21 protein-coding genes, 1 riboswitch and 1 other annotated feature are annotated in these 21273 nt (G+C 53.7%); of the genes, 4 read left to right on the forward strand and 17 right to left on the reverse strand.

All coding sequences use genetic code 11. The annotated features are described in order from the left end of the window. Nucleotides 1-104: 104 nt before the first annotated feature. Entirely contained in the window at nucleotides 105-2507 is a 2403-nt protein-coding gene (gene leuS, locus KNP78_RS01540; protein ID WP_214763273.1) for a leucine--tRNA ligase, read from the reverse strand. Nucleotides 2508-2548: 41 nt separating this feature from the next. After that, nucleotides 2549-2767, reverse strand: a binding site (T-box leader). A gap of 42 nt (nucleotides 2768-2809) precedes the next feature. Next, nucleotides 2810-4000, reverse strand: a complete 1191-nt coding sequence (locus KNP78_RS01545) for an MDR family MFS transporter (RefSeq protein ID WP_214797304.1) — start codon at nucleotides 3998-4000, stop codon at nucleotides 2810-2812. Between the two features lie 176 nt (nucleotides 4001-4176). Between KNP78_RS01545 and mnmL the strand changes: the two genes are divergently transcribed. Together mnmL and mnmM are read left to right on the forward strand one after the other, a co-directional pair. Next, entirely contained in the window at nucleotides 4177-5154 is a 978-nt protein-coding gene (gene mnmL / locus KNP78_RS01550; protein ID WP_034778310.1) for a tRNA modification radical SAM protein MnmL/YtqA, read from the forward strand. Further along, nucleotides 5108-5680: a tRNA 5-(aminomethyl)-2-thiouridylate-methyltransferase MnmM gene (mnmM, locus tag KNP78_RS01555; RefSeq protein ID WP_034778311.1), complete on the forward strand. Its 573-nt coding sequence runs from the start codon at nucleotides 5108-5110 to the stop codon at nucleotides 5678-5680. Before mnmL ends, mnmM begins: the two co-directional genes overlap by 47 nt. A 32-nt stretch (nucleotides 5681-5712) precedes the next feature. Here the strand turns inward: mnmM and KNP78_RS01560 are convergent, their stop codons facing one another. Together KNP78_RS01560 and KNP78_RS01565 are read right to left on the reverse strand one after the other, a co-directional pair. Beyond that, on the reverse strand, nucleotides 5713-6429 hold the full coding sequence (locus tag KNP78_RS01560) for an alpha/beta fold hydrolase (RefSeq protein WP_034778316.1): 717 nt from the start codon (nucleotides 6427-6429) through the stop codon (nucleotides 5713-5715). 90 nt (nucleotides 6430-6519) lie between these two features. Further along, on the reverse strand, nucleotides 6520-6990 hold the full coding sequence (locus tag KNP78_RS01565) for a GNAT family N-acetyltransferase (RefSeq protein ID WP_034778317.1): 471 nt from the start codon (nucleotides 6988-6990) through the stop codon (nucleotides 6520-6522). Nucleotides 6991-7154: 164 nt separating this feature from the next. Here KNP78_RS01565 and KNP78_RS01570 point away from each other — a divergent pair, with 164 nt between their 5' ends. Next, entirely contained in the window at nucleotides 7155-7682 is a 528-nt protein-coding gene (locus tag KNP78_RS01570; RefSeq protein WP_138859149.1) for a hypothetical protein, read from the forward strand. Between the two features lie 42 nt (nucleotides 7683-7724). On the opposite strand, the gene metK is transcribed toward KNP78_RS01570, so the two are convergent. Continuing rightward, a complete protein-coding gene (gene metK, locus KNP78_RS01575; protein ID WP_138859148.1) occupies nucleotides 7725-8933 on the reverse strand; it encodes a methionine adenosyltransferase in 1209 nt (402 codons plus the stop codon). 130 nt (nucleotides 8934-9063) lie between these two features. Then, nucleotides 9064-9183, reverse strand: a riboswitch (SAM riboswitch). A gap of 314 nt (nucleotides 9184-9497) precedes the next feature. Between metK and pckA the strand changes: the two genes are divergently transcribed. Further along, nucleotides 9498-11069, forward strand: a complete 1572-nt coding sequence (gene pckA, locus KNP78_RS01580) for a phosphoenolpyruvate carboxykinase (ATP) (protein WP_034778322.1) — start codon at nucleotides 9498-9500, stop codon at nucleotides 11067-11069. Between the two features lie 29 nt (nucleotides 11070-11098). Here the strand turns inward: pckA and KNP78_RS01585 are convergent, their stop codons facing one another. The 12 genes from KNP78_RS01585 to KNP78_RS01640 all read right to left on the reverse strand — a co-directional run bounded on the left by KNP78_RS01585 (nucleotide 11099) and on the right by KNP78_RS01640 (nucleotide 21059). Continuing rightward, a complete protein-coding gene (locus KNP78_RS01585; RefSeq protein WP_214823171.1) occupies nucleotides 11099-11860 on the reverse strand; it encodes an alpha/beta hydrolase family protein in 762 nt (253 codons plus the stop codon). Further along, a complete protein-coding gene (ytkD, locus tag KNP78_RS01590) occupies nucleotides 11841-12314 on the reverse strand; it encodes an RNA deprotection pyrophosphohydrolase (RefSeq protein WP_034778327.1) in 474 nt (157 codons plus the stop codon). The genes KNP78_RS01585 and ytkD overlap by 20 nt, the downstream gene beginning before the upstream one ends. Nucleotides 12315-12412: 98 nt before the next feature. Further along, complete coding sequence (locus KNP78_RS01595; protein WP_214823172.1) at nucleotides 12413-13765, reverse strand: glucose-6-phosphate isomerase; 1353 nt, start codon at nucleotides 13763-13765, stop codon at nucleotides 12413-12415. A 106-nt stretch (nucleotides 13766-13871) separates the two neighbouring features. Then, the gene (locus KNP78_RS01600) at nucleotides 13872-15035 is read right to left on the reverse strand and encodes an iron-containing alcohol dehydrogenase (RefSeq protein ID WP_034778331.1); all 1164 of its coding nucleotides are present in this window, start codon (nucleotides 15033-15035) and stop codon (nucleotides 13872-13874) included. 68 nt (nucleotides 15036-15103) lie between these two features. Further along, nucleotides 15104-16102: a Gfo/Idh/MocA family protein gene (locus KNP78_RS01605; RefSeq protein ID WP_214823173.1), complete on the reverse strand. Its 999-nt coding sequence runs from the start codon at nucleotides 16100-16102 to the stop codon at nucleotides 15104-15106. Between the two features lie 93 nt (nucleotides 16103-16195). Then, on the reverse strand, nucleotides 16196-16588 hold the full coding sequence (yugI, locus tag KNP78_RS01610) for a S1 domain-containing post-transcriptional regulator GSP13 (RefSeq protein WP_016509788.1): 393 nt from the start codon (nucleotides 16586-16588) through the stop codon (nucleotides 16196-16198). 194 nt (nucleotides 16589-16782) lie between these two features. After that, on the reverse strand, nucleotides 16783-18018 hold the full coding sequence (locus KNP78_RS01615) for a lysine N(6)-hydroxylase/L-ornithine N(5)-oxygenase family protein (protein WP_371819157.1): 1236 nt from the start codon (nucleotides 18016-18018) through the stop codon (nucleotides 16783-16785). 68 nt (nucleotides 18019-18086) lie between these two features. Next, nucleotides 18087-19274 (reverse strand): aminotransferase, encoded by a 1188-nt coding sequence (locus KNP78_RS01620; RefSeq protein WP_214823175.1) that lies wholly within the window; start codon nucleotides 19272-19274, stop codon nucleotides 18087-18089. Continuing rightward, the gene (locus KNP78_RS01625) at nucleotides 19271-19765 is read right to left on the reverse strand and encodes an Lrp/AsnC family transcriptional regulator (RefSeq protein WP_021065542.1); all 495 of its coding nucleotides are present in this window, start codon (nucleotides 19763-19765) and stop codon (nucleotides 19271-19273) included. Before KNP78_RS01625 ends, KNP78_RS01620 begins: the two co-directional genes overlap by 4 nt. Nucleotides 19766-19767: 2 nt before the next feature. Then, entirely contained in the window at nucleotides 19768-20568 is an 801-nt protein-coding gene (locus KNP78_RS01630; protein WP_214753014.1) for a glycosyltransferase family 2 protein, read from the reverse strand. Continuing rightward, nucleotides 20565-20813, reverse strand: coding sequence for a NifU N-terminal domain-containing protein (locus KNP78_RS01635; RefSeq protein WP_034778343.1), 249 nt, complete (start codon nucleotides 20811-20813; stop codon nucleotides 20565-20567). The genes KNP78_RS01630 and KNP78_RS01635 overlap by 4 nt, the downstream gene beginning before the upstream one ends. A 12-nt stretch (nucleotides 20814-20825) precedes the next feature. Further along, nucleotides 20826-21059, reverse strand: a complete 234-nt coding sequence (locus KNP78_RS01640) for a DUF1871 family protein (RefSeq protein WP_034778345.1) — start codon at nucleotides 21057-21059, stop codon at nucleotides 20826-20828. Nucleotides 21060-21273 lie beyond the last annotated feature (214 nt).

Consider the following 21273-nt stretch of genomic DNA (forward strand, 5'->3'; position numbering starts at 1 on the left):
CCTTTACATGCAGTATCGCCCTTTAGTGTAACAAACCCGCCCCGAAAAGAAAACGACATCATACAAAAGAAAGGAACGTGTGACAATGTCACACATTCCTTTACTTATCCAACGACGATATTGACGAGCTTACCTGGAACGACGATCACTTTGCGGACCGTCTTCCCTTCCGTGAACTCTTGAACACGTTCGTTCGCGAGCGCATCGGCCTCGAGCGCTTCTTTCGAAGCGTCGCGGGCCACGTGCATCTTCGCACGAAGCTTGCCGTTGACTTGGATGACGACCTCAATCGTGTCGCTGACGAGTTTCGACTCATCAAACTTCGGCCACGCCGCATACGTCAAGTCTTCCGTCATGCCGAGACGCTCCCACAACTCTTCGGCCAAGTGTGGCGCGACCGGGGCGAGCATCTTAACGAAGTTGACCATTTCTTGTTTCGGAAGCGTGTCTTGTTTATACGCTTCGTTGATGAAGACCATGAGTTGCGAGATCGCCGTGTTGAAACGGAGCGCCTCATAATCTTCTGTCACTTTCTTCACCGTCTGATGGTACGTCCGTTCGAAGTCGGCAGTCGGTGCGACGTCTTGAAGCTCTGTCTGATCGAACAAACGCCAGACACGGTCAAGGAAGCGACGAGCGCCGTCGAGACCGTTCGTCGACCAAGCGATGGCTGCATCGAGTGGTCCCATGAACATCTCGTAAAGACGAAGCGTGTCGGCTCCGTGCGACTTGATGATGTCATCCGGGTTGACGACGTTACCTTTCGATTTCGACATCTTCTCGTTGTTCTCACCAAGGATCATCCCTTGGTTGTAGAGTTTTTGGAACGGCTCTTTCGTCGGGACGATGCCGATATCGTAGAGCACTTTGTGCCAGAAACGAGCGTAGAGCAAGTGTAGGACCGCGTGCTCCGTACCACCGATATACAAATCGACCGGAAGCCAACGCTTCAACTTCTCTGGGTCCGCGATCATGTCTTCATTGTGCGGATCGATGAAGCGGATGTAGTACCAGCAGCTGCCAGCCCATTGTGGCATTGTGTTCGTCTCGCGACGACCCTTCTCACCCGTCACTGGATCCGTGTACGTCAACCACTCGTCTGCGTTCGCAAGCGGCGATTCACCCGTACCCGACGGTTTGATCTCATCGATAATCGGGAGTTCGAGCGGGAGGTCTTCGACCGGGACCGTCTTGAGCGTGCCATCTTCCATATGAACGATTGGGATCGGCTCGCCCCAATAGCGCTGACGGCTGAACAACCAGTCGCGTAGACGATACGTCGTCTTCGCACGGCCAGTGCCGGCAAGTTCAAGCTCTTCGATGATCTTGGCGATCGCGTCGGCTTTATTGAGACCGTCCAAGCTACCTGAGTTGACGTGGACGCCATCCTCGACGTAAGCCGCCTCATCCAAGTTGCCGCCGGTGACGACTTCACGGATTGGAAGGTCAAACGTCTTCGCGAACTCATAGTCGCGCTCATCATGTCCAGGAACGGCCATGACCGCACCTGTACCATACGTTGACAACACGTAGTCAGCAATCCAGATTGGAAGCTTCTCACCATTGACCGGGTTGATCGCGTAAGCGCCAGTAAACACGCCTGTTTTCTCTTTAGCAAGATCGGTCCGTTCGAGATCTGTCTTTTTCGAGACTTCTTCGACGTACGCCTCGATGGCGACGGTTTGTTCCGGTGTCGCGATTGTTTTCACGAACGGGTGCTCCGGTGCGAGCGTGACGTATGTCGCGCCGTAAAGTGTGTCCGGACGTGTCGTGAACACCGTCACGACTTTTTCGTGACCGTCGACTTTGAAATCGACTTCGGCCCCGACCGACTTGCCGATCCAGTTGCGTTGCATCTCTTTGACGCTGTCTGGCCAGTCAAGCCCTTCTAAATCATCGAGCAACCGCTCGGCATATTCTGTGATGCGGAGCACCCACTGCTTCATCGGCACACGGTAAACCGGATGGCTGCCGCGCTCTGACAAGCCGTCGATGACTTCTTCGTTGGCGAGTACCGTCCCGAGGGCCGGGCACCAGTTGACGGCGACTTCATCGACGTAGGCGAGTCCGCGGTCATGGAGCTGTGTGAAAATCCATTGCGTCCACTTGTAGTATTTCGGGTCGGTCGTGCTGATTTCACGATCCCAATCGTATGAGAAACCGAGCTCTTTCAACTGGCGGCGGAATGTGCCGATGTTGCGCTCTGTGAACTCGCGCGGGTCATTCCCTGTGTCGAGGGCATATTGCTCGGCCGGAAGACCGAACGCGTCCCAACCCATTGGATGGAGAACATTGAAGCCTTGCATCCGTTTCATGCGGGCGATGATGTCCGTCGCCGTGTAACCTTCCGGGTGACCGACGTGAAGGCCGGCTCCTGATGGATATGGGAACATGTCAAGGACGTAGAAACACTCCTTGTCCGGGTCTTCTGTCGTCCGGAACGCATCTTTCTCGTCCCAACGTTTTTGCCATTTCGGCTCGATGTCTTGATGTTTAAAATAATCCAAAATTCATCCTCCTCTGCATAATAAAAAGCCTTCCGCCCCGGTAATGGGACGAAAGGCTTGAAAGCTCTCCGCGGTACCACCCATGTTGCATTTCTGCCACTTGAGACGCCGGTAACGAGGCGTAACTCCGGTTCACCCTACTGTTCGTTCAGGCGAACTGCTCCAAGGCGAGTTCTCGCAGTCCATATACCGGTTCACACCACCCACCGGCTCTCTACAAATACAGACGTCACGATACTATTCCTCTTCTACGCATGTGTATGATCTCACTCGTTCATTTTAGCCCAATCTGTTTTAGAGCGTCAACTTGATTTTTCAGGCACTCGGATGTCTTTCATGAAAATGAAGAACGCGAGCGCGATGGCCGTGAGCAAGAATAGCATTGTGAAGACGGCACCGATGCCGAATACGTCATAGACGAGGCCCGATAAGGTCGGGCCGATCATCCGACCGACCGAGGCCGCGATATTGACGAGTCCTTGGAACTGTCCTGCTTTCCCCGGCGGTGCGAGTTTCGCGGCGATCGTCGGAACGGCCGGCCAAATGAACATCTCCCCGATCGTCATGACGACCATCGCGACCATGAACATCGTAAAGCCCCCCGCGAACGGGACGACCGCGAAGGCGGCGAGGAAAATGACGGCGCCAACGATGAGTTGCTTCTTCAAATCGTCTTCAAAGTAACGAAGGGCCCGGTTGAGGAGCGGTTGAGCGAACACGATCAAGGCGCCGTTCACCGTCCAAAGGAGCGAATACTGGCTGATTGTCACGCCGAGGTCTTTCGAATGGACAGCGATCGTGCCTTGCCACTGCACGTAAACGAACCAAAGGGCCGCGTAACCGATGGCGACGAACCACATCGATTTCATCGTCGCGCCGGACAACGTCGTCGCCGCAGCCTCAAGCTGCGATTGGACGACCGGACGGGCCGGGTCTTTCAAATAACGGAGCCCGAACAAGAGGACGACGACGAACAAGACCGATAAGAAGAAGTTCGCGTAAAAGATCCACTCGATGTCGATGCGCGCGATTTGCCCGCTCATCGCTGTCCCGAGGGCGACCCCGACGTTTTGAGCAACATAGATCGCGTTGAACGAACGGCGTCCGCCTTCCGGCCAAATCAAGCCGGCGAACGCGTACACGGTCGGGAAGACGAGGCCACCCGAAAACCCAATCAATCCAAGCCAGCCCAAGTAACCGAGGAATGTGGCATGGAACAACAAGAAGCCGAGCGAGCTCGCGAGCAACAGCCCGACCGCGAGGATGAGCGTCCGCTTCCCGCCGATCCGGTCAAACAGCGTGCCCCCGATATAGTTCCCAGCGATGGCGAGCGCCGAGTTGACGAGGAGGGCGATCCCTGCGAGCGTCATCGATTCGCCTAAATATCCATTTATATAGAGTGTGTTAAATGGCCATAAAAAAGACGCCGCCGTTGTATTAAGCGCCATCGCAATGACCAAAATCCATACCGAAATCGGCATTTTATTGTTCATACCAGTTACTCCTTTCATTCCCGTTTAACGATAAAAATTCGGCACGACGGCCGAATCAAGAATAAGTCCTTCTCCAAGCTAACGGAACGCCCCATAACTGTCAAGAAAAATTACTTATTATGAAGTAAACACGAGGAGAGCTTGTGATAGCATGAGCAAAGAAGGAGAGGATATTCATGCAACATCCATTTGGTGATGCCAGATACCACAAATTAAATGAAGCATATCGCCGTGAGTTCGGCGGGAAAGTATTCAAGGTACCGCTCGACGGCGGTTTCACTTGTCCGAACCGGGACGGGCTCGTCTCGAAGGGCGGCTGTACGTTCTGTTCGGACGACGGCAGCGGTGATTTTGCCGGCAACGCCTGCGATCCGATCCCGGTCCAATTTGCCGAAGTGAAGGCACGGTTGCATCGGAAGTGGAAAGAAGCCCGCTACATCGCTTACTTCCAAGCGTTCAGCAACACGTATGCCCCCGTCGCCCGGCTCCGGGAATTGTTCGAGCCTGCCCTTAAAGAGGAAGGTGTCGTCGGTCTATCGATTGCGACCCGACCGGACTGTCTGCCGGACGACGTCGTCGACTATCTCGCCGAGTTGAATGAGCGGACGTCCCTCACGGTCGAACTCGGCCTACAGACGATTCACGATGTGACAGCGAAAAAAATCAATCGTGGCCATGACTATAAGACGTTCCTCGAAGGTCTCGCCAAGCTCCGCCGACGCAATATAAGCGTGGTTGTCCATATCATTAACGGTCTCCCTGGTGAGACGACAGAGATGATGCTCGACACGGCGCGAGAAGTTGCTAAAATGGACATACAAGGAATCAAGATCCATTTGCTCCACGTCTTGAAGCACACGCCGCTCGCCCGTCAGTACGAAAAAGGATTGCTCGAGCTCATGGACGAGACGACTTACGTCTCCCTCGTCTGTGACCAGCTTGAGACGTTACCGCCCGAGATTGTCATCCATCGGTTGACCGGTGACGGGCCACCGGATCTGTTGATCGGTCCGACGTGGAGCCGGCACAAGATGGCCGTCTTGAACGCCATCGATGCCGAACTGGTGCGTCGTGATTCCTTCCAAGGAAAAAAGAAGGATGAGAGCCATGGGATTAATGAGAGTCTTACCGTTCGCGAAGTACCTACTCCGTGAACACGTCACACCTGGTGCCGTCGCCATCGATATGACGGCCGGCAACGGGCACGATACATTGTTTTTAGCCGAACTCGTCGAGGCGACGGGACACGTCTACGCGTTTGATGTCCAAGCAGCGGCGGTCGAGGCGACACGCATTCGCATCGAGGAAGCAGCATTGACGGACCGCGTCACTGTCATCCACGACAGTCACGACACCGTCCGAGAAATTGTAGCGGACGAGACACGCCCAATCACAGCCGCCGTGTTCAACCTCGGTTATTTACCGGGAAGCGACAAGTCGGTCACGACGACGGGCAATACGACCATCGACGCCCTCGAGCAACTGCTCGACGTCATGGCCGTCGGTGGTGTCATCGTCGTCGTCATCTATCATGGCCATGATAGCGGCAAAATCGAGCGCGACGAGGTGCTCGCCTACGTCGAGGCACTCGACCAAAAGCGGGCCGGCGTCCTCCGTTACGGCTTCATCAATCAAATCAATCATCCCCCGTTCATCGTGGCGATTGAAAAACGTGCATGAAAACAGGCGACTCGAGCGAGTCGCCTGTTTTGTCATTCTCGAATCAATTCATAAAACGTGATGAGCGTCTCCGCGAACTTCGTGTTCAATCGTTCATAGCCGAAATGTGGGAAGCCTTCGAGCCGGCGGATGTATACTTGATCGCCGCCGATTTTTCGACAGACGTTGAGCGTCAGCTTCACATCGGCGAAGCGGTCGTCCGGCGCATAGAAGCAAGCGAGTGGGAGGCGCGGCAAATGTTTCTTCTCTTCTTGATGCTCGACGATCTCTTCCTCGATTTCCCGGTATTGCCCGTAGGTGATCTCACCAAAGCGGGAGGACTCTTCGCCTGCACCCATGAACGTCATCATGCCGAGCGGCAAATCCGGACGGAAACGGTCGACCGCACTCGCGACGACTTGTTTCAATCCGCCGATTTGGCGGGACGGATGCCAATCGAACAAAGGTGAGATATACGTCAAACTGCCGAGCGGCACATCGTATTCCTGGAGCAATCGGTTCGTTAACAACGCCCCGAGACTGAAGGCGATGACGTGAATCGGCAGTTTGTACTGGCTCGCCTCGCGTAGCGTGTTCTTGATTAACAGCTTATGGTCTTCCGCCGTCAAGCCGACCGTCTGTCCGGTCACGACGAGAACTTCATATTCGTCACGTAACCGTCCTAAAAACGCCTCGCTCAAGCGTGACGTGAACTGGAGCGGATAGACGATCACGATGACCCCTTTTCGTGATTCTTCTTCGTATGTCATACTGTCACCTCATTTTATTATGTCCATGTTTTTATACTAACAAAAAACATCAGTCGAGACTGATGTTTGTCAGAAAATCCGTCTAGGGTCTTAGCTCGGGTCATAGCGCAAATGAATCAGTTCCATCGGTTGGTCGTACACTTCCTCTTGAATCCGATTCAATTCGATGAACGCCTCATGGTTCAAAAAGGCGATCGCCTGCTCGTTCGAACTCTCGACGTACAGTTCGATTGGTTGAACTTTACGTTCGCGCAGATGAGACAATAAGGCCGTTCCGAGACCTTGTCGGTGATGGGTCGGATGAAGATAGAGCCGGAGCACTTCCCACGTATCCCCGCGGTCGATCGCATGATAGAACCCGATGACGTCGCCTTCGGCTTCACCGACAATGAACAACTGCTCTTTCGCTTCCTCGCTTGAACTGATGGCGCGGACGATCTCTTCTTGCTGATAAGCCCGTTCCATTACTTTTGAACGAACCTCGTCTTGTTCACTGACCGTTGCGAGCGCAATATCGCGGATGGTGGCGGCATCTTCTGGTACGGCTTCCCTGATCTTCATAACGGCATCCCCCTTTTGGCCAATCTAGTAGTATCATTCCCCATCAGCAAAAAAATATCCTGCCCGCTCATTACTTTTTGATGTCGAAATGAAGGAAGACGTTATTTTCCATTTTGACTCGGGTATAAGAGTATCAATGCCAACTTACAAAAAGGAGTGTTACTATGGAACCGAAACTACAACATGATCCAAAACTAGAGCAAGCCAACAATCCAAATCGTCAGTTTGACCAAGCAAATGCAGGTGGCCCTAAAATCACCGTCGTGACCGGGATGCTCCTCGGCGCCCTCGTCGGCGGTCTGCTCGCCTTACTTAGCACGTCGAACCGTGAGAACACGAAACAATCGTTCTCGAGCGCGAAATCGTCGGTCGGCGGTCTCGTCGATACAGTCAAACAAGACCCAGCCGGAAAGGCCTCACAAGTCATCGACCAAGTGAAATCAGCTTCTGGAATCATCCAAGAAGTTGCCACTGACGTTCAAAACGTATACGAGAAAGTCGCTGGTGAAGTCGACACGGTCAAAGAAGACGTGAACAAAGTCGTCGGCACGGCGCAAGAAGCGAAGTCAGATCTTCAATCGATCGGCGAGAAAGTCGTCGATGCGAAAGATACGGCGCTCGGGCAAGAAACTTCATCCGACACGTCATCAAGCAATAACGAATCATCGAATGACAACAAAACACAAGCCTAACAAAAAAACGACCTTTCGCTGAGAAAGGTCGTTTTTACTGTCTTATGCGAAGCGTTTCGCGCCTTCTTCAAGCACTGCCGCTTTATCCGTTTGCTCCCATGGGAGTTCAACGTCTGTACGACCGAAGTGGCCGTAAGCTGCTGTCTGCTTGTAGATTGGACGGCGAAGGTCGAGCATCTTGATGATGCCGGCCGGACGGAGGTCGAAGTTCTCGCGAACGAGTTCGACGAGCTCAGTCTCGCTCAATTTGCCTGTGCCGAACGTGTCGACTGCGATCGATACCGGGTGGGCAACGCCGATCGCGTAAGCAAGTTGAACTTCTGCTTTATCAGCAAGTCCCGCTGCAACGAGGTTTTTCGCTACGTAACGAGCCGCGTACGCCGCTGAACGGTCAACTTTGGTTGGATCTTTACCTGAGAACGCGCCGCCGCCGTGGCGAGCGTAACCACCGTACGTATCGACGATGATTTTACGTCCTGTAAGGCCTGCATCCCCTTGTGGTCCACCGATGACGAAACGGCCAGTCGGGTTGATGAAGTATTTTGTATCCGCGTCGATGAGTTCAGACGGGATGACCGCGTCGATGACGTGCTCTTTCAAATCAGCTTGGATTTGTTCGAGTGTGATGTCTTCGGCGTGTTGCGTCGAGATGACGATTGTGTCGATGCGAACTGGGTTGTTCGCTTCGTCGTATTCGACCGTCACTTGTGTCTTACCATCAGGACGAAGGTAAGCGAGCGTGCCGTTCTTACGAACTTCTGCCAAACGACGTGACAATTTGTGTGCGAGTGAAATCGGGAGCGGCATGAGTTCTGGTGTCTCTTTTGTTGCGTAACCGAACATGAGACCTTGGTCACCAGCGCCGATTGCATCGATTTCTTCTTCAGTCATTTGTCCTTCACGAGCTTCAAGCGCTTGGTCGACACCTTGGGCGATGTCTACCGATTGCTCATCAATCGATGTGAGGACAGCACAAGTCTCTGCATCAAAACCATATTTTGCACGTGTATAGCCGATCTCACGAACTGTTTCACGAACAACTTTCGGGATATCCACGTAAGTTGATGTTGTGATCTCACCTGCTACGAGCACGAGACCTGTCGTGACAGATGTCTCAGCCGCAACGCGGGCGTTTGGATCTTCAGCTAAAATCGCATCCAAAATCGCATCTGAGATTTGGTCACAAATTTTATCCGGATGTCCTTCCGTGACGGACTCCGAAGTGAAAAGTCGACGGTTCAAGTTTGCCATTTCGAAAAACCTCCTATAATAAGGGTGATGTGTGGACGGTACTCGTTCCCCTTACGCGTTGCTTTGGGACGGTAATGAAAAAAACCTTTCGCCATGTTCAATGGGAAAGGTTGAATCGTTCTTCCTTACCCTCTTATCGTTCGAAGCTTGCGCTTCGCTTCAGGATAGCACCTTTTCCGAATAACAATGACAAATCGGACGGTTGCTGGGCTTCGTAGGGCCTTGTTCCCTCCACCGCTCAGAATAAGAGTATCCGTTACGAAGACCATCATATAAATGACACCCCGTTCTGTCAAGCGTATCGACTGAATTCGTAAAACTTTTCACGAACTCGCAATAGTTATGTTTGTGAAATATCAAACATTTTTTTGTCGGTTTTCGATTTTGTACTATGACCTGGTACAGAATATGTTAGAATGACAGTGTAAGAAAGCGCTTACTTTAAAGGGTAAAAAAGGCTTGTTTTTGATTAGTATGTCACATATAATAAAAATGTCATACTAATCAAACGCGGAAGTATGCGGATTTCATCCACATCTATTTAGGGGAAAGGTGGGATTCAGGATGGCGACAACGCTCCTGAAAATTGAAGAATTAATTAAAGGTGCCGACATGATGCGGAACTTAACGGTTCCAGAATTGGTGGAAGAAGCCATTCGCAACGGGGAAGGCGTACTGACGAAAGACGGGGCTTTATCGGTCAGTACAGGTAAATTCACAGGACGGTCACCGAAAGACAAATTCGTCGTGCAAGATGAAGTCAGCAATCATTTAGTAGACTGGGGTCCGGTCAACCAACCGATCGCAGAAGAGAAGTTCACGGCACTGCTCGATAAAGTGCTCACGCATCTCGAGACGAAAGACAAGCTCTATTATCTCGAGGCGTCTGCCGGGGCTGACGAGCATTATACGCTTCCAGTGCGGGCCATCACAGAATACGCGTGGCACAACTTGTTCGCGAAACAGTTGTTCTTGCGCGAATGGCCGACACAAGGTGCCTTTGATCCGTTCACGGTCATCTATGCACCGAGCTATAAGGCCGATCCGGAAGTCGACGGGACGAACTCCGAAACGTTCATTCTCGTCTCATTCGCCAAACGGACCATTCTGATCGGGGGAACAGAATACGGCGGCGAAATTAAAAAATCGATTTTCTCAGTCATGAACTTCCTGTTACCGGAACAGCACGTCTTGTCGATGCATTGCTCGGCGAACGTATCGGATGCCGGCGAGACGGCTCTCTTCTTCGGGCTATCAGGTACCGGAAAGACGACGCTATCGGCCGACACAGAACGTCATTTAATCGGGGACGACGAGCATGGTTGGTCTCCTGACGGCGTCTTCAACATTGAAGGCGGTTGCTACGCGAAGACGATCAACTTGTCGCGTGAGAACGAACCTCAAATCTACGATGCCATTCGATTTGGCTCGTTGATCGAGAACGTCGTCTTGGACGAGGAACGGGCGCCAGACTACAAGAACATCTCACTCACTGAGAACACACGGGCCGCCTACCCGATTCAATTTATCGATAACGCGATGCTTCCGTCACGAGCCGGGCATCCGAACACGATCGTCTTCTTGACGGCCGACGCGTACGGCGTCCTGCCTCCAATCAGCAAATTGACGAAGGAGCAGGCAATGTATCACTTCTTGTCAGGCTATACGTCGAAGCTAGCCGGCACGGAGCGCGGCGTGACGGAGCCTCAGGCGACCTTCTCGACATGTTTCGGGTCACCGTTCTTGCCGCTCGCACCGGAACGCTACGCCGACATGCTCGGCACGTTGATCGAGAAACATGACGTCGACGTCTATCTCGTCAATACCGGTTGGACCGGCGGCGCATACGGCGAAGGATCGCGGATGAAGCTCGCCTATACACGGGCGATGGTGAACGCGGCCGTCAACGGGAAATTGCGTGACGTCGAGACGACGCGCCATGACATCTTCAACGTCGAGATTCCACGCCACATCGACGGGGTGCCAGACGACGTGCTCAACCCACGGGGCACCTGGAAAGACGGTGCCCGCTACGACGCCGAGGCGGCAGCGCTCGCCCGTAAGTTCCAAGACAACTTCAAACGATTCACGAAAGCGAGTGAGGCGGTCGTCGCAGCCGGCCCAATCATCGTGTAATAAAAAATGACTAGCGCCTGGTTCAGGCGCTAGTCATTTTTTGGTGCGACGGCTAACATCCAGTCCATCGCCTCATCGGTCGTCTTCCACTTTTCCCAAAACGGGAGTTGATGAGCGAACGGGACGATCCAAAGTTCGGCCCGCTCCCCCATCCGTTCGGCCACGGCTGTCGCATGGCGGAGCCGCACTTGCTCGTCGTCTGTCCCGTGAATCAATAACGTCGGGGCCTCCCAGTCCTTGTAGAGGGGTGAACGCTCCACGTACGCCGTACGAGCCGCTTCCGGGTCACCCCCGGTCATACGGCGGAGCATTTTCCGCATCGAGCGCTGCTCTTCGTACGTCCATTCCAAATTGGTGACACCCGCCCATGACGTCACGGACGTGAGCGGCCGCTCCGCGGCGAGCGACAACGCCATCATGCCCCCGCGCGAGAAGCCAAGGGCATGAATGAGCGTGTCCGTTCGATGGACGCGATCATAGAGAGACAAGACATCCTCTAAATCGGCCCCGCCGAAGTCTTCTTTCCCGCTCCCCCCATGGTTACCACGGTAAACAGGCGCCACGACGTGGAAGCCTTTGGCCGCGAACTGCATCAACCGGGGCAAGCGCACGTCCCCGATGCGTCCTGTTCCGCCGCGCAAATAAAACAGGACGTGCCCGTTCGGTCGCGTCGGCGTGATCGTATAGGCGACGACATCCTCACCATCGCGCGTCGCGTACCAGCCACGGTGGACCGCATAACCGGCATATGGTGGGAGGACCTCGATCCGGTCAAACCATTCGTTTTTCATGTAGCACCTTCATCGTTTCCGGGAGCACCCTGTCTTTCATCATGAAACTGTACCGGTTGTTCCGGAGCAGATTCGTTGGCAGTTCCTTCATGAGAACGGCGCCGTCGGTCTCATCGACGGCCGGATGGTCATCGAAGCGCTCGATCTCGGCGAAGTAAATATTTTTGATGACCGTGTCCCCGCGCCCGAGCACGCGGTATTGTCCGAGATAGTGCAGCGTCTTCACGACACCACCCGTCTCTTCATACACTTCCCGAATCGCGGCATCATCCTCATGTTCGCCGGGTTCGACTTTCCCGCCCGGGAACTCGAGCCCGCGTTGCTTGTGCTTCGTCAGCACCCATTGATTCTCATAGCGGGCGACGACCCAGACGTGGAGCGGCGTATCCGAAAATGGATAGTGCGCAAAGCTCAACTCGACTTTATTGTGATAGTAGTCCGTGAATGTCAACATAGTCCATCCCTTTCTTTCCCCTGTCTACTCTCACTTTACCTTGTCTTCCCCCAGTTTCAAACAAAAAAATAGGCCCGCCGGAGCGGACCTACTCAAAATTATTGGTTCAAGCGCTTTTCAAGCTCAGCTTTTTGTTCTTCGTAACCTGGTTTTCCAAGCAACGCGAACATGTTCGCTTTATACGCTTCGACGCCCGGTTGGTTGAACGGGTTCACCCCGAGAATGTATCCGCTCATCGCGCATGCCTTCTCGAAGAAGTAGAACAAGTAACCGAGGTGGTACGGCGTCATCTCTGGCAATTCGACAACGAGGTTCGGTACTTCTCCGTCCGTGTGGGCAAGGAGTGTTCCTTCAGCCGCTTTGTCGTTCACGAATTGAATCGTTTCGCCAGCGAGGAAGTTCAAGCCGTCGAGGTCTTGCGCGTCTTCTGGCACGTTCATCGCGTGACGGACGTTCGTGACACGTATGACCGTCTCGAACAAGTCACGACGACCTTCTTGGATGTATTGTCCCATCGAGTGGAGGTCGGTTGAGAAGTCAACAGCCGCCGGGAAGATCCCTTTGTTGTCTTTCCCTTCTGATTCGCCGTAAAGCTGTTTCCACCACTCCGACACGTAGTGCAAGGCCGGTTCGTAGTTGACGAGCAACTCGATCGACTTGCCTTTCGCATACAAGGCGTTACGGACGACCGCATATTGGTACGCCTCGTTCTCAGAGAGCTCTGGTGACGAATAGGCGTTTTGTGCGTCGCGTGCACCTTCCATGAGGACATCGATGTCGATGCCTGCCGCAGCGATCGGAAGGAGCCCGACCGGTGTGAGGACCGAGAAGCGGCCTCCGACGTCATCCGGGATGACGAACGTTTCGTAGCCTTCCGCATCCGCAAGCGTCTTCAAGGCGCCACGGGCACGGTCTGTCGTCGCATAGATGCGCTCACGAGCACCGTCTTGACCATACTTGTCTTCCATGAATTGTTTCAAGACACGGAACGCAATCGCCGGCTCTGTCGTCGTTCCCGATTTCGAGATGACGTTGACCGAGACGTCTTTGCCTTCGAGCACCTGGAGCAACTCCGTCAAATAAGTAGACGAGATGTTGTGACCGGCGAAGAAGACTTGTGGCGCGTTGCGCTCTTCTTTTGACAATACGTTGAAGAATGAATGTTGAAGCATCTCGATGGCCGCGCGTGCGCCGAGGTATGATCCACCGATCCCGACGACGACGAGGACGTCCGAGTTCTCACGGATTCGTTCCGCAGCCGCTTTGATGCGGGCAAACTCATCCGTATCGTAGTTTGTTGGGAGGTCGACCCACCCAAGGAAATCGCTACCTGCCCCGCTGCGGTCATGGATGACCGAATGCATTGCTTTCACGGTTTCTTGCAATTGATCGACTTCATGTTCCCCGACGAAAGACAGGGCGTTTGAATAATCGAAACGTACAGTTGACATGTCATTTCCTCCTTTAAATCGCTCCTTGAAGAGCCATACATGACCCATCATAAACGGAAACGTCGGATTCGTTCAATCATTATTGCAAAATAGGCATCAAATCGCCTTATTTGCTCAACTCAAGAATCGCTGCCACGTCTTCGCGTTCGAGTGTGCGGAAGCGACCGAACGCCCCGCGTTTCATCGCCGAATCCAAGATGGCGTCGAACGTCGACTCGTCGATGTCATAGTCACGGAGCGAGCTTGGCGCGCCGAGCTCGTCGAAGAAGGCACGAACGGCTGCAATCGTACGCTTCGCCGTTTCCAAATCCGTGTCAGCCGGTTCGACGTTGAACACTTCTGTGCCTAAGCGTGCGAAACGTGCTGCATTGTCTTCATCGAGTACATGTTCCATCCAGCGCGGGAACAGGATCGCGAGTCCGCCTGCATGCGGGATGTCATGGACAGCCGAGACCGCATGTTCGATGTTGTGCGATGCCCAATCGCCCGAGGCACCCATTTGGAGCACACCGTTCAAGGCGATCGTACCTGAGAACAAGATGATGGCGCGCAAGTCGACATTTTCTAAATCGTCGACGAGTTTCGGTGCCGATTCGACGACCGCTTTCAACACGCCTTCCGTCATCCGCTCTTGAACCGGCGCATGGTTCGGGTGGAAGTACTGCTCGAAACAGTGGCTCATCATGTCGACGATGCCGTAAATCGTTTGGTCTTTTGGCACTGATACCGTGTAACGTGGGTCGAGGATCGAGAACGTCGGATAGACGAGCGGGTGACCCCAGCCGTACTTCTCTTGTGTCTCCCAGTTAGTGATGACCGAACCTGAGTTCATCTCAGAACCGGTCGCCGCGAGCGTGAGCACCGTACCGAACGGGATCGCTTCCGTCGGGATGTGGTCACGGAGCACGATGTCCCAAGCGTCGCCTTCATACGGGATGGCCGCCGAGATGAGTTTCGTGCAATCGATGACCGAGCCGCCGCCGACTGCGAGCAATGCGTCGATGTTTTCTTCACGCGCTTGTTTGACGGCACGACGTACCGTCTCGATGCGCGGGTTCGGTTCGACGCCTGAGAAGTCGACGAAATCGATCGAGGCATTGTTCAGTTCCGCCACGACTTCATCGTAAGTGCCGTTCTTTTTGATGCTCCCGCCTCCATAGACGAGCATCACTTTCTTGGCGTCAAGCGCCTTCAACTCGCTCGCGAGTTTTTCAATCTGATGTGTCCCGAAAATAAGTTTCGTCGGGTTCTTGTATTCAAAGTTGTGCATGTCTCATCCTCCTTCGAAAATATGTAACACCTACACTATATACCCTGTTTTTTATGATTGAAAAGCAATCAGGTCTGAGCGTAGATGCGGTCGATGATCGTATGGAGCGTCACCGCCTGTTCCGCTTGCTGGTACGATGGCTCGTGCCGGCACGCCTCGAGGAACGTGCGAATCTGACTGGCGTACGGATCTTGGAGCGTCAGATGGGCCGGAGATTTATCGAATAAGGCGCCATGCTCTTCCGTATGGAGTTGGAGTGGAAAGAGCGATGCGCCACCGTTCGTCCCACGCAGTTCGACCCGCATCGTGTCCGCCGCCTCGACATTGGCCATGAAACTCGCGTCTAAAAACAAAGATGCTCCGTTGTCGAACGTGACCATCGCCCGGGCCGTGTCTTCGACCGAGAACGCCTCTGCGTCCCAATCACCCATCAGCCCGACACCAGGCCGTGTGCCGAGGTATTGACCGACGTGACCGATGACATCGACCGGCTTCGGATAATCCATCAAATACAAGGCGAGGTCGAGCATATGGACCCCGATATCGAGCAGTGCACCGCCTCCTTGCAGTTCCTTATCCGTGAACACGCCCCATCCCGGGATGCCACGACGCCGCAGGGCAAGGGCCGTCGCCGCATAGACGTGACCGAGTTCCCCGGCATCGATCATCCGTTTCAATAGTTGTGTGTCCGACCGGTGCCGGTAATGGAATCCGTAATGCAGCGTCCGCTCTGCCTTCCGGGCCGCTGCTAGCATCTCGTTCGCCTCACGGGCCGAGATGGCCGGCGGCTTCTCACAGAGGACGTGGCATCCTGCCTCGAGTGCGGCGATGACTTGCGCTTTGTGGAGCGCGTTCGGCGTACATACACTGACCGCATCGAGTTGTTCTATGACGAGCATCTCTTCGACCGTCTCGTACACCCGTTCGATTCCAAACTGTTCAGCCACCGCTTCCCCGCGCTCACGGGTCCGATTCATGACGGCGACGACGTCGGCCCCTGCCGCGATGTATTGCGAGATATGGGCAGTCTTGGCAATCCCACCCGTACCGATGATTCCGATCCTCATGGTCCTCACTCCTTTTCTGTACTGTTCGTGAACGAGCGGGACATTTCCTGTACAAAAAAAGACGACCTGCACATGGCAGGTCGTCTCAATCACTTACTTCTTGAAGTTCGTGTTTTTGATCCAGTCTTCGAGCTTGTCCTTGAGGACAGTGAATCCTGGAGCTTCTTCTTGCTTGAAGTTTGAAGCTTCGTTGCGGCGTGGTGCGCCACGACGAGCTGGCTTAGCCGACTTCTCGCGTTTTGGAGCTTCTTGTGTCGCTTTCATTGAAAGCTTGATTTTCTTAGATGCTTCATCAACATCAAGAATTTTCACTTCAACTTCTTGACCGACTTGAACGTACTCGTTCACGTCTTTCACGTAGTCGTGTGAGATTTCAGAGATGTGGACAAGACCTTGAGTCTCGTCGTCGAGTGCGACGAACGCACCGAAAGGTTGGATTCCTGTTACTTTACCTTTTAAAACTTGATCTTTTTCGTATTTTGCCATTACAAACACTCCTATGCTAAATTCATCAACTTACTATAACATACTTTTTTCGATAAAGTGTACAAATTAGTAAAAAAGATTATTTGGGATTATTTTCGTGTTTCAAAGTCGACGGGTCGGGTAAATACAAATCAAGCAAGACTTCAAGTATTCCCCCCTGATTCCGCTAGGCTAACGCCTAGCCCTTTTTTTGTTCAAAAGCTTGTAAACGGTCGCTGTGCGGCCACCTCAAACACCGTCTCCCCTACCATTTCATTCAACATAATCGCGTTCCGATATACGGCCATCCCTAAATTCGTTGCCGCCGGCCCGTGCGAATGTTCCAAGTTCGTATGGGTGAACAGACTGCCGGTCAACCGAGTCTCCGTCGCGATTTGATAGCGGTTGTTGACGCGCCATAGTCGTTCCGCTTCCCATTCGATGTCAAATCGTTCGACCCACTCCGGAATCCGCGGTCGATACCCGGTCGCCGCCACGACCGCATCATATTCGTTCGTGAACGATTCACCGCTATGCTGCTGAGTCCCTTCGACCATATAGCTCGATAAGTGCGATACGCGCTCGATTTCAATTTGGGTACACAAGTTCGTCGCTTGGTCCGTCCCGTCCGCCGTCCGATGATATAACGCCCCATAGATGGCACGGAGCGTCTCTGGGTTGACGCCATTGCGGAATCGTTCGAACGACTTCCCAAGTTGCTCACGTTCCGCGTACGGTAATCGATTGAAATACTCGACATACGACAAGCTGAAGATTTCTTCCCCGAGTTTGCCGCTCTCGAGCGACTCGAACACGTCCGAGCGCGTCACCCAATCGATTTGTTGCCGCGTTTTATCGGATCGACTCAATAAATCGAGATACACCTCCGCCGCGCTCTGCCCGCTGCCGATGACGACGATGCGGTCCTTTTCAAGCAATCGTTCCCGCTCCATTCGATACGAGCTCGTATGGATTACGTCTTGGAACGCCTCTGGGATGAGCGGTTCTGCCCCCGTCCCGATGACGACGTGTCGCGTCGATAGCGTCTCTTCGCCTTTAGGCGTCGCGACCGTGACGAGGAAGCCGTCCTGTGCCGGACGGACGTCGACGACCCGGTGCGAGAACTTGATTGTGTCGAGCGAGGCAGCGATCGCCTGCAAATAGCGATTGAACTCTGTCCGGGGAATCGTCGGACTTTCCTGGACGATGAACGTCTGCAGCCGGCCCGCCTGCTTCAAGTAGTTCAAATAGCTGTGCCGGCTCGTCGGGTCGGCGAGCGTCACAAGGTCATATAAATAATGCGTCTGCATCGTCGCCGCTTCGAGCAACATTCCTTCATGCCAATTGAAGTCGGCCCGCTCTTCAAAACATACCCCCGTCAATTTGGTCGATTCGCTGAGCGCCATCAAGCCGAGATTGTACGGGCCACATCCGATTGCTACAAAATCCACTCGTTCCAATGACCTCACCTCGCTCGTCTTTTCCCATCTATTATACCACTAAAACGTAAAACAGACCCTCATCGCTGAGAGTCTGTCACTGTCGTCGTCACTTCGAACTGTTTCATGAACCGATCGATGCGACGAATCGCTTCTTGTAATTGTTCGACCGATGTCGCGTAACTAGCCCGGACGAAGCCTTCACCGCTCGCGCCGAAGGCGTTGCCCGGCACGACCGCAACCCGTTCCTCGAGCAAGAGACGCTCGGCGAACTCTTCGCTCGTCAATCCGGTATGGCGAATCGATGGGAAGGCGTAGAACGCCCCACCCGGTACGTGCGTCGGTAACCCGGCGTCATTGAGGGCCTGGATGAAGTAGTTACGACGCTGCCGATAGCTCTTCACCATCTTCGGTACATGCTGGTCGCGGCTCTTCAGTGCCTCGAGACCGCCGAACTGAACGAGCGTCGGGGCACACATCATGCCGTACTGATGAACTTTGAGCATCTCCCGTGTCACGACTTCCGGCGCACATGTGAACCCGAGCCGCCAGCCTGTCATCGCGAACGCCTTCGAGAACCCGTTGACGACGATTGTCCGCTCGCGCATATCATGAAGCGTCGCAAAGCTTGTGAACGGCTCGTCATATGACAGTTCGGCATAAATTTCATCACTGACGACCCAAAGGTCATGTTTCGTCGCGAGTTCCGCGATCTCGGTGAGTTCTTCACCCGTCATCGTCGCTCCGGTCGGGTTTGACGGGAAGCAGAGGAGCATCGCTTTCGTGCGCTCCGTGATCGCCGCTTCGACGTCTTCCCGGTTCAGACGGAACCCGTTCTCCGGACGACAGGCGACCGGGACGACCATCCCGCCGGCGAGCTCGATGAGCGGCCCGTACGAGACGAAAGCCGGTTCAACGACGATGACCTCGTCACCCGGGTTGAGGAGAGCCCGGAAGGCGATATCGAGCGCCTGCGACGCGCCCGTCGTGACGATCAGTTCCGTCGCCGGGTCATATGTCGCCCCGAACCGGTCCGCCATGTAACCAGCGATTTCTTGACGTAACTCGAGGAGACCGGCGTTCGCGCTATAGGCCGTGTAGCCTTGCTCGAGCGCCGCATAGCTCGCCTCGCGCACGTTCCACGGCGTGATGAAATCCGGCTCTCCCACCCCGAGAGAGACGACGTTTTCCATCGTTTGCGCCAAATCGAAGAATCGGCGAATGCCGGACGGCTTCATTGAGACGACTTGTTGGGATAGTGACTTCATGGCGTAATATTCAACCGTTTGTCTTCGACTTGCGGGGTGAATAAAATGCCATCATGCTTATACGTCTTCAATTTGAAGTGCGTCGTCGTCGAGACGACCGAGTCAAGCGGTGACAATTTGTCCGAAACGAACGACGCGACGTCTTGAAGCGAGTTCGCCCGAATGACGACTTGTAGGTCGTAAGCCCCTGACATCAAATAGAGCGCCGTCACTTCCGGGAAGCGATAAATGCGTTCCGCGACCTCATCGAAACCACGACCCCGTTTCGGAGTGACTTTGACGTCGATGAACGCCGTGACATCGTGGCGATTGATTTTTTGCCAGTTGACCATCGCCCGGAAGCCGAGCAAGATGCCGTCCGCCTTGAACTTCTCGAGCATCGCCTCGACAGTCGCCTCGTCGGTCGCGAGCAAGTTCGCCAACAGTTTCGTCTCGAGGTAGCCTTTCTCTTCGAGCAGCTCGAGCAATTCTAGTTCTTTCGATGTATACATAGTTATTCTCCTTCCGTTCTACCGGGGAACGCCCCTGTGAACGTTCTCTCTGTCTGTCTCACATAGTCCCGTCGTTCGGCTTGGACGATATGGAAGTTCTTCATTTCCATATTGACCAAACCGTGCTTGTGACAGAACCGATCAAAGTAACGACGGCGCGTCTCGTCTTGTTTGGCCGACAAGTTGTCGGTGCCATTGAACGCATAGAGCACCGTCGCGCGGGCCGGATGACGAATCGTCCCGACCTCACTGACACGTAGAATGAAATCCCAATCCCAGTAGTTATAGACGTCCTCGTCGAACGATCCAATCGTCTCGTGGAGCTGTTTTCGATAGAGCGTACCGGACGGGATAAACGTCGAGTCTTGGCGAAGTCGCTCCAAATCGAGGGCGTAGGCGAATGCCTCCCAGTCGGTGACGCGACGGCGCCCATCTTCCCACGTAAAGCGGAACAGTTCCGCGTCCGTGAAGACGAGGTCGGCCGAACGGATGTCCTCGAGCGCTTGTTCGATATGGGTCGGCATGAGTAAATCATCATCGTCGAGCAACAGGATATAGTCGCCGCTCGCTTCCTGTACGCCGCGATTGCGGGCTTTGACGTGATGATTCTCGCCAAGATCGATATATCGAATCGATAATCGATTCAAAAAAGGCGCCAAAAGATGCTGTTTTGGCGGCCCGTCATTATTGATCACAAGTACTTCGAACTCCCCGAACGTCTGGACGACCAGACATTCGAGCAGTTCCGTCAGTTCCGTCTCCCGCGAATGGACCGGGATGACGATGGAAACGAGCGGGTTCATCCGCGGTAAGCAGTTTCGACGTGCGGCAAGATGGCTTCCCAGCTGACGCCGTTTTCTTTCGATACCGTGACGAAATCGCCATAGGCGAATACGCTCTCGACGCCTTCGATGGCGACGAGTTTCGCGAGGAGCGGTTGGTCCGTCTCTTCACCGGCTTTCACGCTTTGGCTTTTCGCGCCGAAGACGTTCTCAGGAAGTGTAATTTTCATTGCATTTGGATTCGGTGTTGGATCGATACGTAACATCGTGGTTCCCCCTTATAGTTGACAAGATTCTGAAGACGCGAGTAGTCGTGCCGCCATGGCCCGTGTTTCCGGTTCACTTGGACAGTCGCCAAAAGCGTCTGTCAAGATCTGTCGAATCACGTCATCCAATTGATCGATCGAATCGACGTGAATGAGCGCCAAGGCGATATCGTCAAACTCTGGTCCATACGACCCAAGCCCGTAACCGAGTGGGTCCCATGCTAATAATAAGTCTTCTGCTCTCATTTGTTAAACCCTTCTTTTTACCTTGATTTCAAATCGTACTCCCTCAATCTACCTCACTTTTCAGTTCGATGCTAGTGAGCGTTCGAATTTCCCTCGTTTTGAAAAAACAGTCGTCACTATATATAGTAATCGCTCAAATCATAAAATGAATAGAAGATAGGACGAAATCCAATGAATTTATCGTTTATTTGGACATCCGGTTCATGATTGACCG

The organism is Exiguobacterium sp. s28 (genome assembly GCF_018618135.1).
GTDB classification, from domain to species: domain Bacteria; phylum Bacillota; class Bacilli; order Exiguobacteriales; family Exiguobacteriaceae; genus Exiguobacterium; species Exiguobacterium mexicanum_A.

Bases quoted from the DNA above. Each gene is read 5' to 3' on its own strand.
- mnmM (WP_034778311.1), top strand. From the start codon at position 5,108: ATGGGATTAATGAGAGTCTTACCGTTCGCGAAGTACCTACTCCGTGAA.
- KNP78_RS01600 (WP_034778331.1), bottom strand. From the start codon at position 15,035: ATGCACAACTTTGAATACAAGAACCCGACGAAACTTATTTTCGGGACA.
- mnmL (WP_034778310.1), top strand. From the start codon at position 4,177: ATGCAACATCCATTTGGTGATGCCAGATACCACAAATTAAATGAAGCA.
- KNP78_RS01570 (WP_138859149.1), top strand. From the start codon at position 7,155: ATGGAACCGAAACTACAACATGATCCAAAACTAGAGCAAGCCAACAAT.
- KNP78_RS01595 (WP_214823172.1), bottom strand. From the start codon at position 13,765: ATGTCAACTGTACGTTTCGATTATTCAAACGCCCTGTCTTTCGTCGGG.
- KNP78_RS01635 (WP_034778343.1), bottom strand. From the start codon at position 20,813: ATGTTACGTATCGATCCAACACCGAATCCAAATGCAATGAAAATTACA.
- KNP78_RS01545 (WP_214797304.1), bottom strand. From the start codon at position 4,000: ATGAACAATAAAATGCCGATTTCGGTATGGATTTTGGTCATTGCGATG.
- KNP78_RS01560 (WP_034778316.1), bottom strand. From the start codon at position 6,429: ATGACATACGAAGAAGAATCACGAAAAGGGGTCATCGTGATCGTCTAT.
- KNP78_RS01605 (WP_214823173.1), bottom strand. From the start codon at position 16,102: ATGAGGATCGGAATCATCGGTACGGGTGGGATTGCCAAGACTGCCCAT.
- metK (WP_138859148.1), bottom strand. From the start codon at position 8,933: ATGGCAAACTTGAACCGTCGACTTTTCACTTCGGAGTCCGTCACGGAA.
- KNP78_RS01640 (WP_034778345.1), bottom strand. From the start codon at position 21,059: ATGAGAGCAGAAGACTTATTATTAGCATGGGACCCACTCGGTTACGGG.
- KNP78_RS01625 (WP_021065542.1), bottom strand. From the start codon at position 19,765: ATGTATACATCGAAAGAACTAGAATTGCTCGAGCTGCTCGAAGAGAAA.
- KNP78_RS01585 (WP_214823171.1), bottom strand. From the start codon at position 11,860: ATGAAAAACGAATGGTTTGACCGGATCGAGGTCCTCCCACCATATGCC.
- KNP78_RS01630 (WP_214753014.1), bottom strand. From the start codon at position 20,568: ATGAACCCGCTCGTTTCCATCGTCATCCCGGTCCATTCGCGGGAGACG.
- pckA (WP_034778322.1), top strand. From the start codon at position 9,498: ATGGCGACAACGCTCCTGAAAATTGAAGAATTAATTAAAGGTGCCGAC.
- KNP78_RS01620 (WP_214823175.1), bottom strand. From the start codon at position 19,274: ATGAAGTCACTATCCCAACAAGTCGTCTCAATGAAGCCGTCCGGCATT.
- KNP78_RS01565 (WP_034778317.1), bottom strand. From the start codon at position 6,990: ATGAAGATCAGGGAAGCCGTACCAGAAGATGCCGCCACCATCCGCGAT.
- yugI (WP_016509788.1), bottom strand. From the start codon at position 16,588: ATGGCAAAATACGAAAAAGATCAAGTTTTAAAAGGTAAAGTAACAGGA.
- ytkD (WP_034778327.1), bottom strand. From the start codon at position 12,314: ATGTTGACATTCACGGACTACTATCACAATAAAGTCGAGTTGAGCTTT.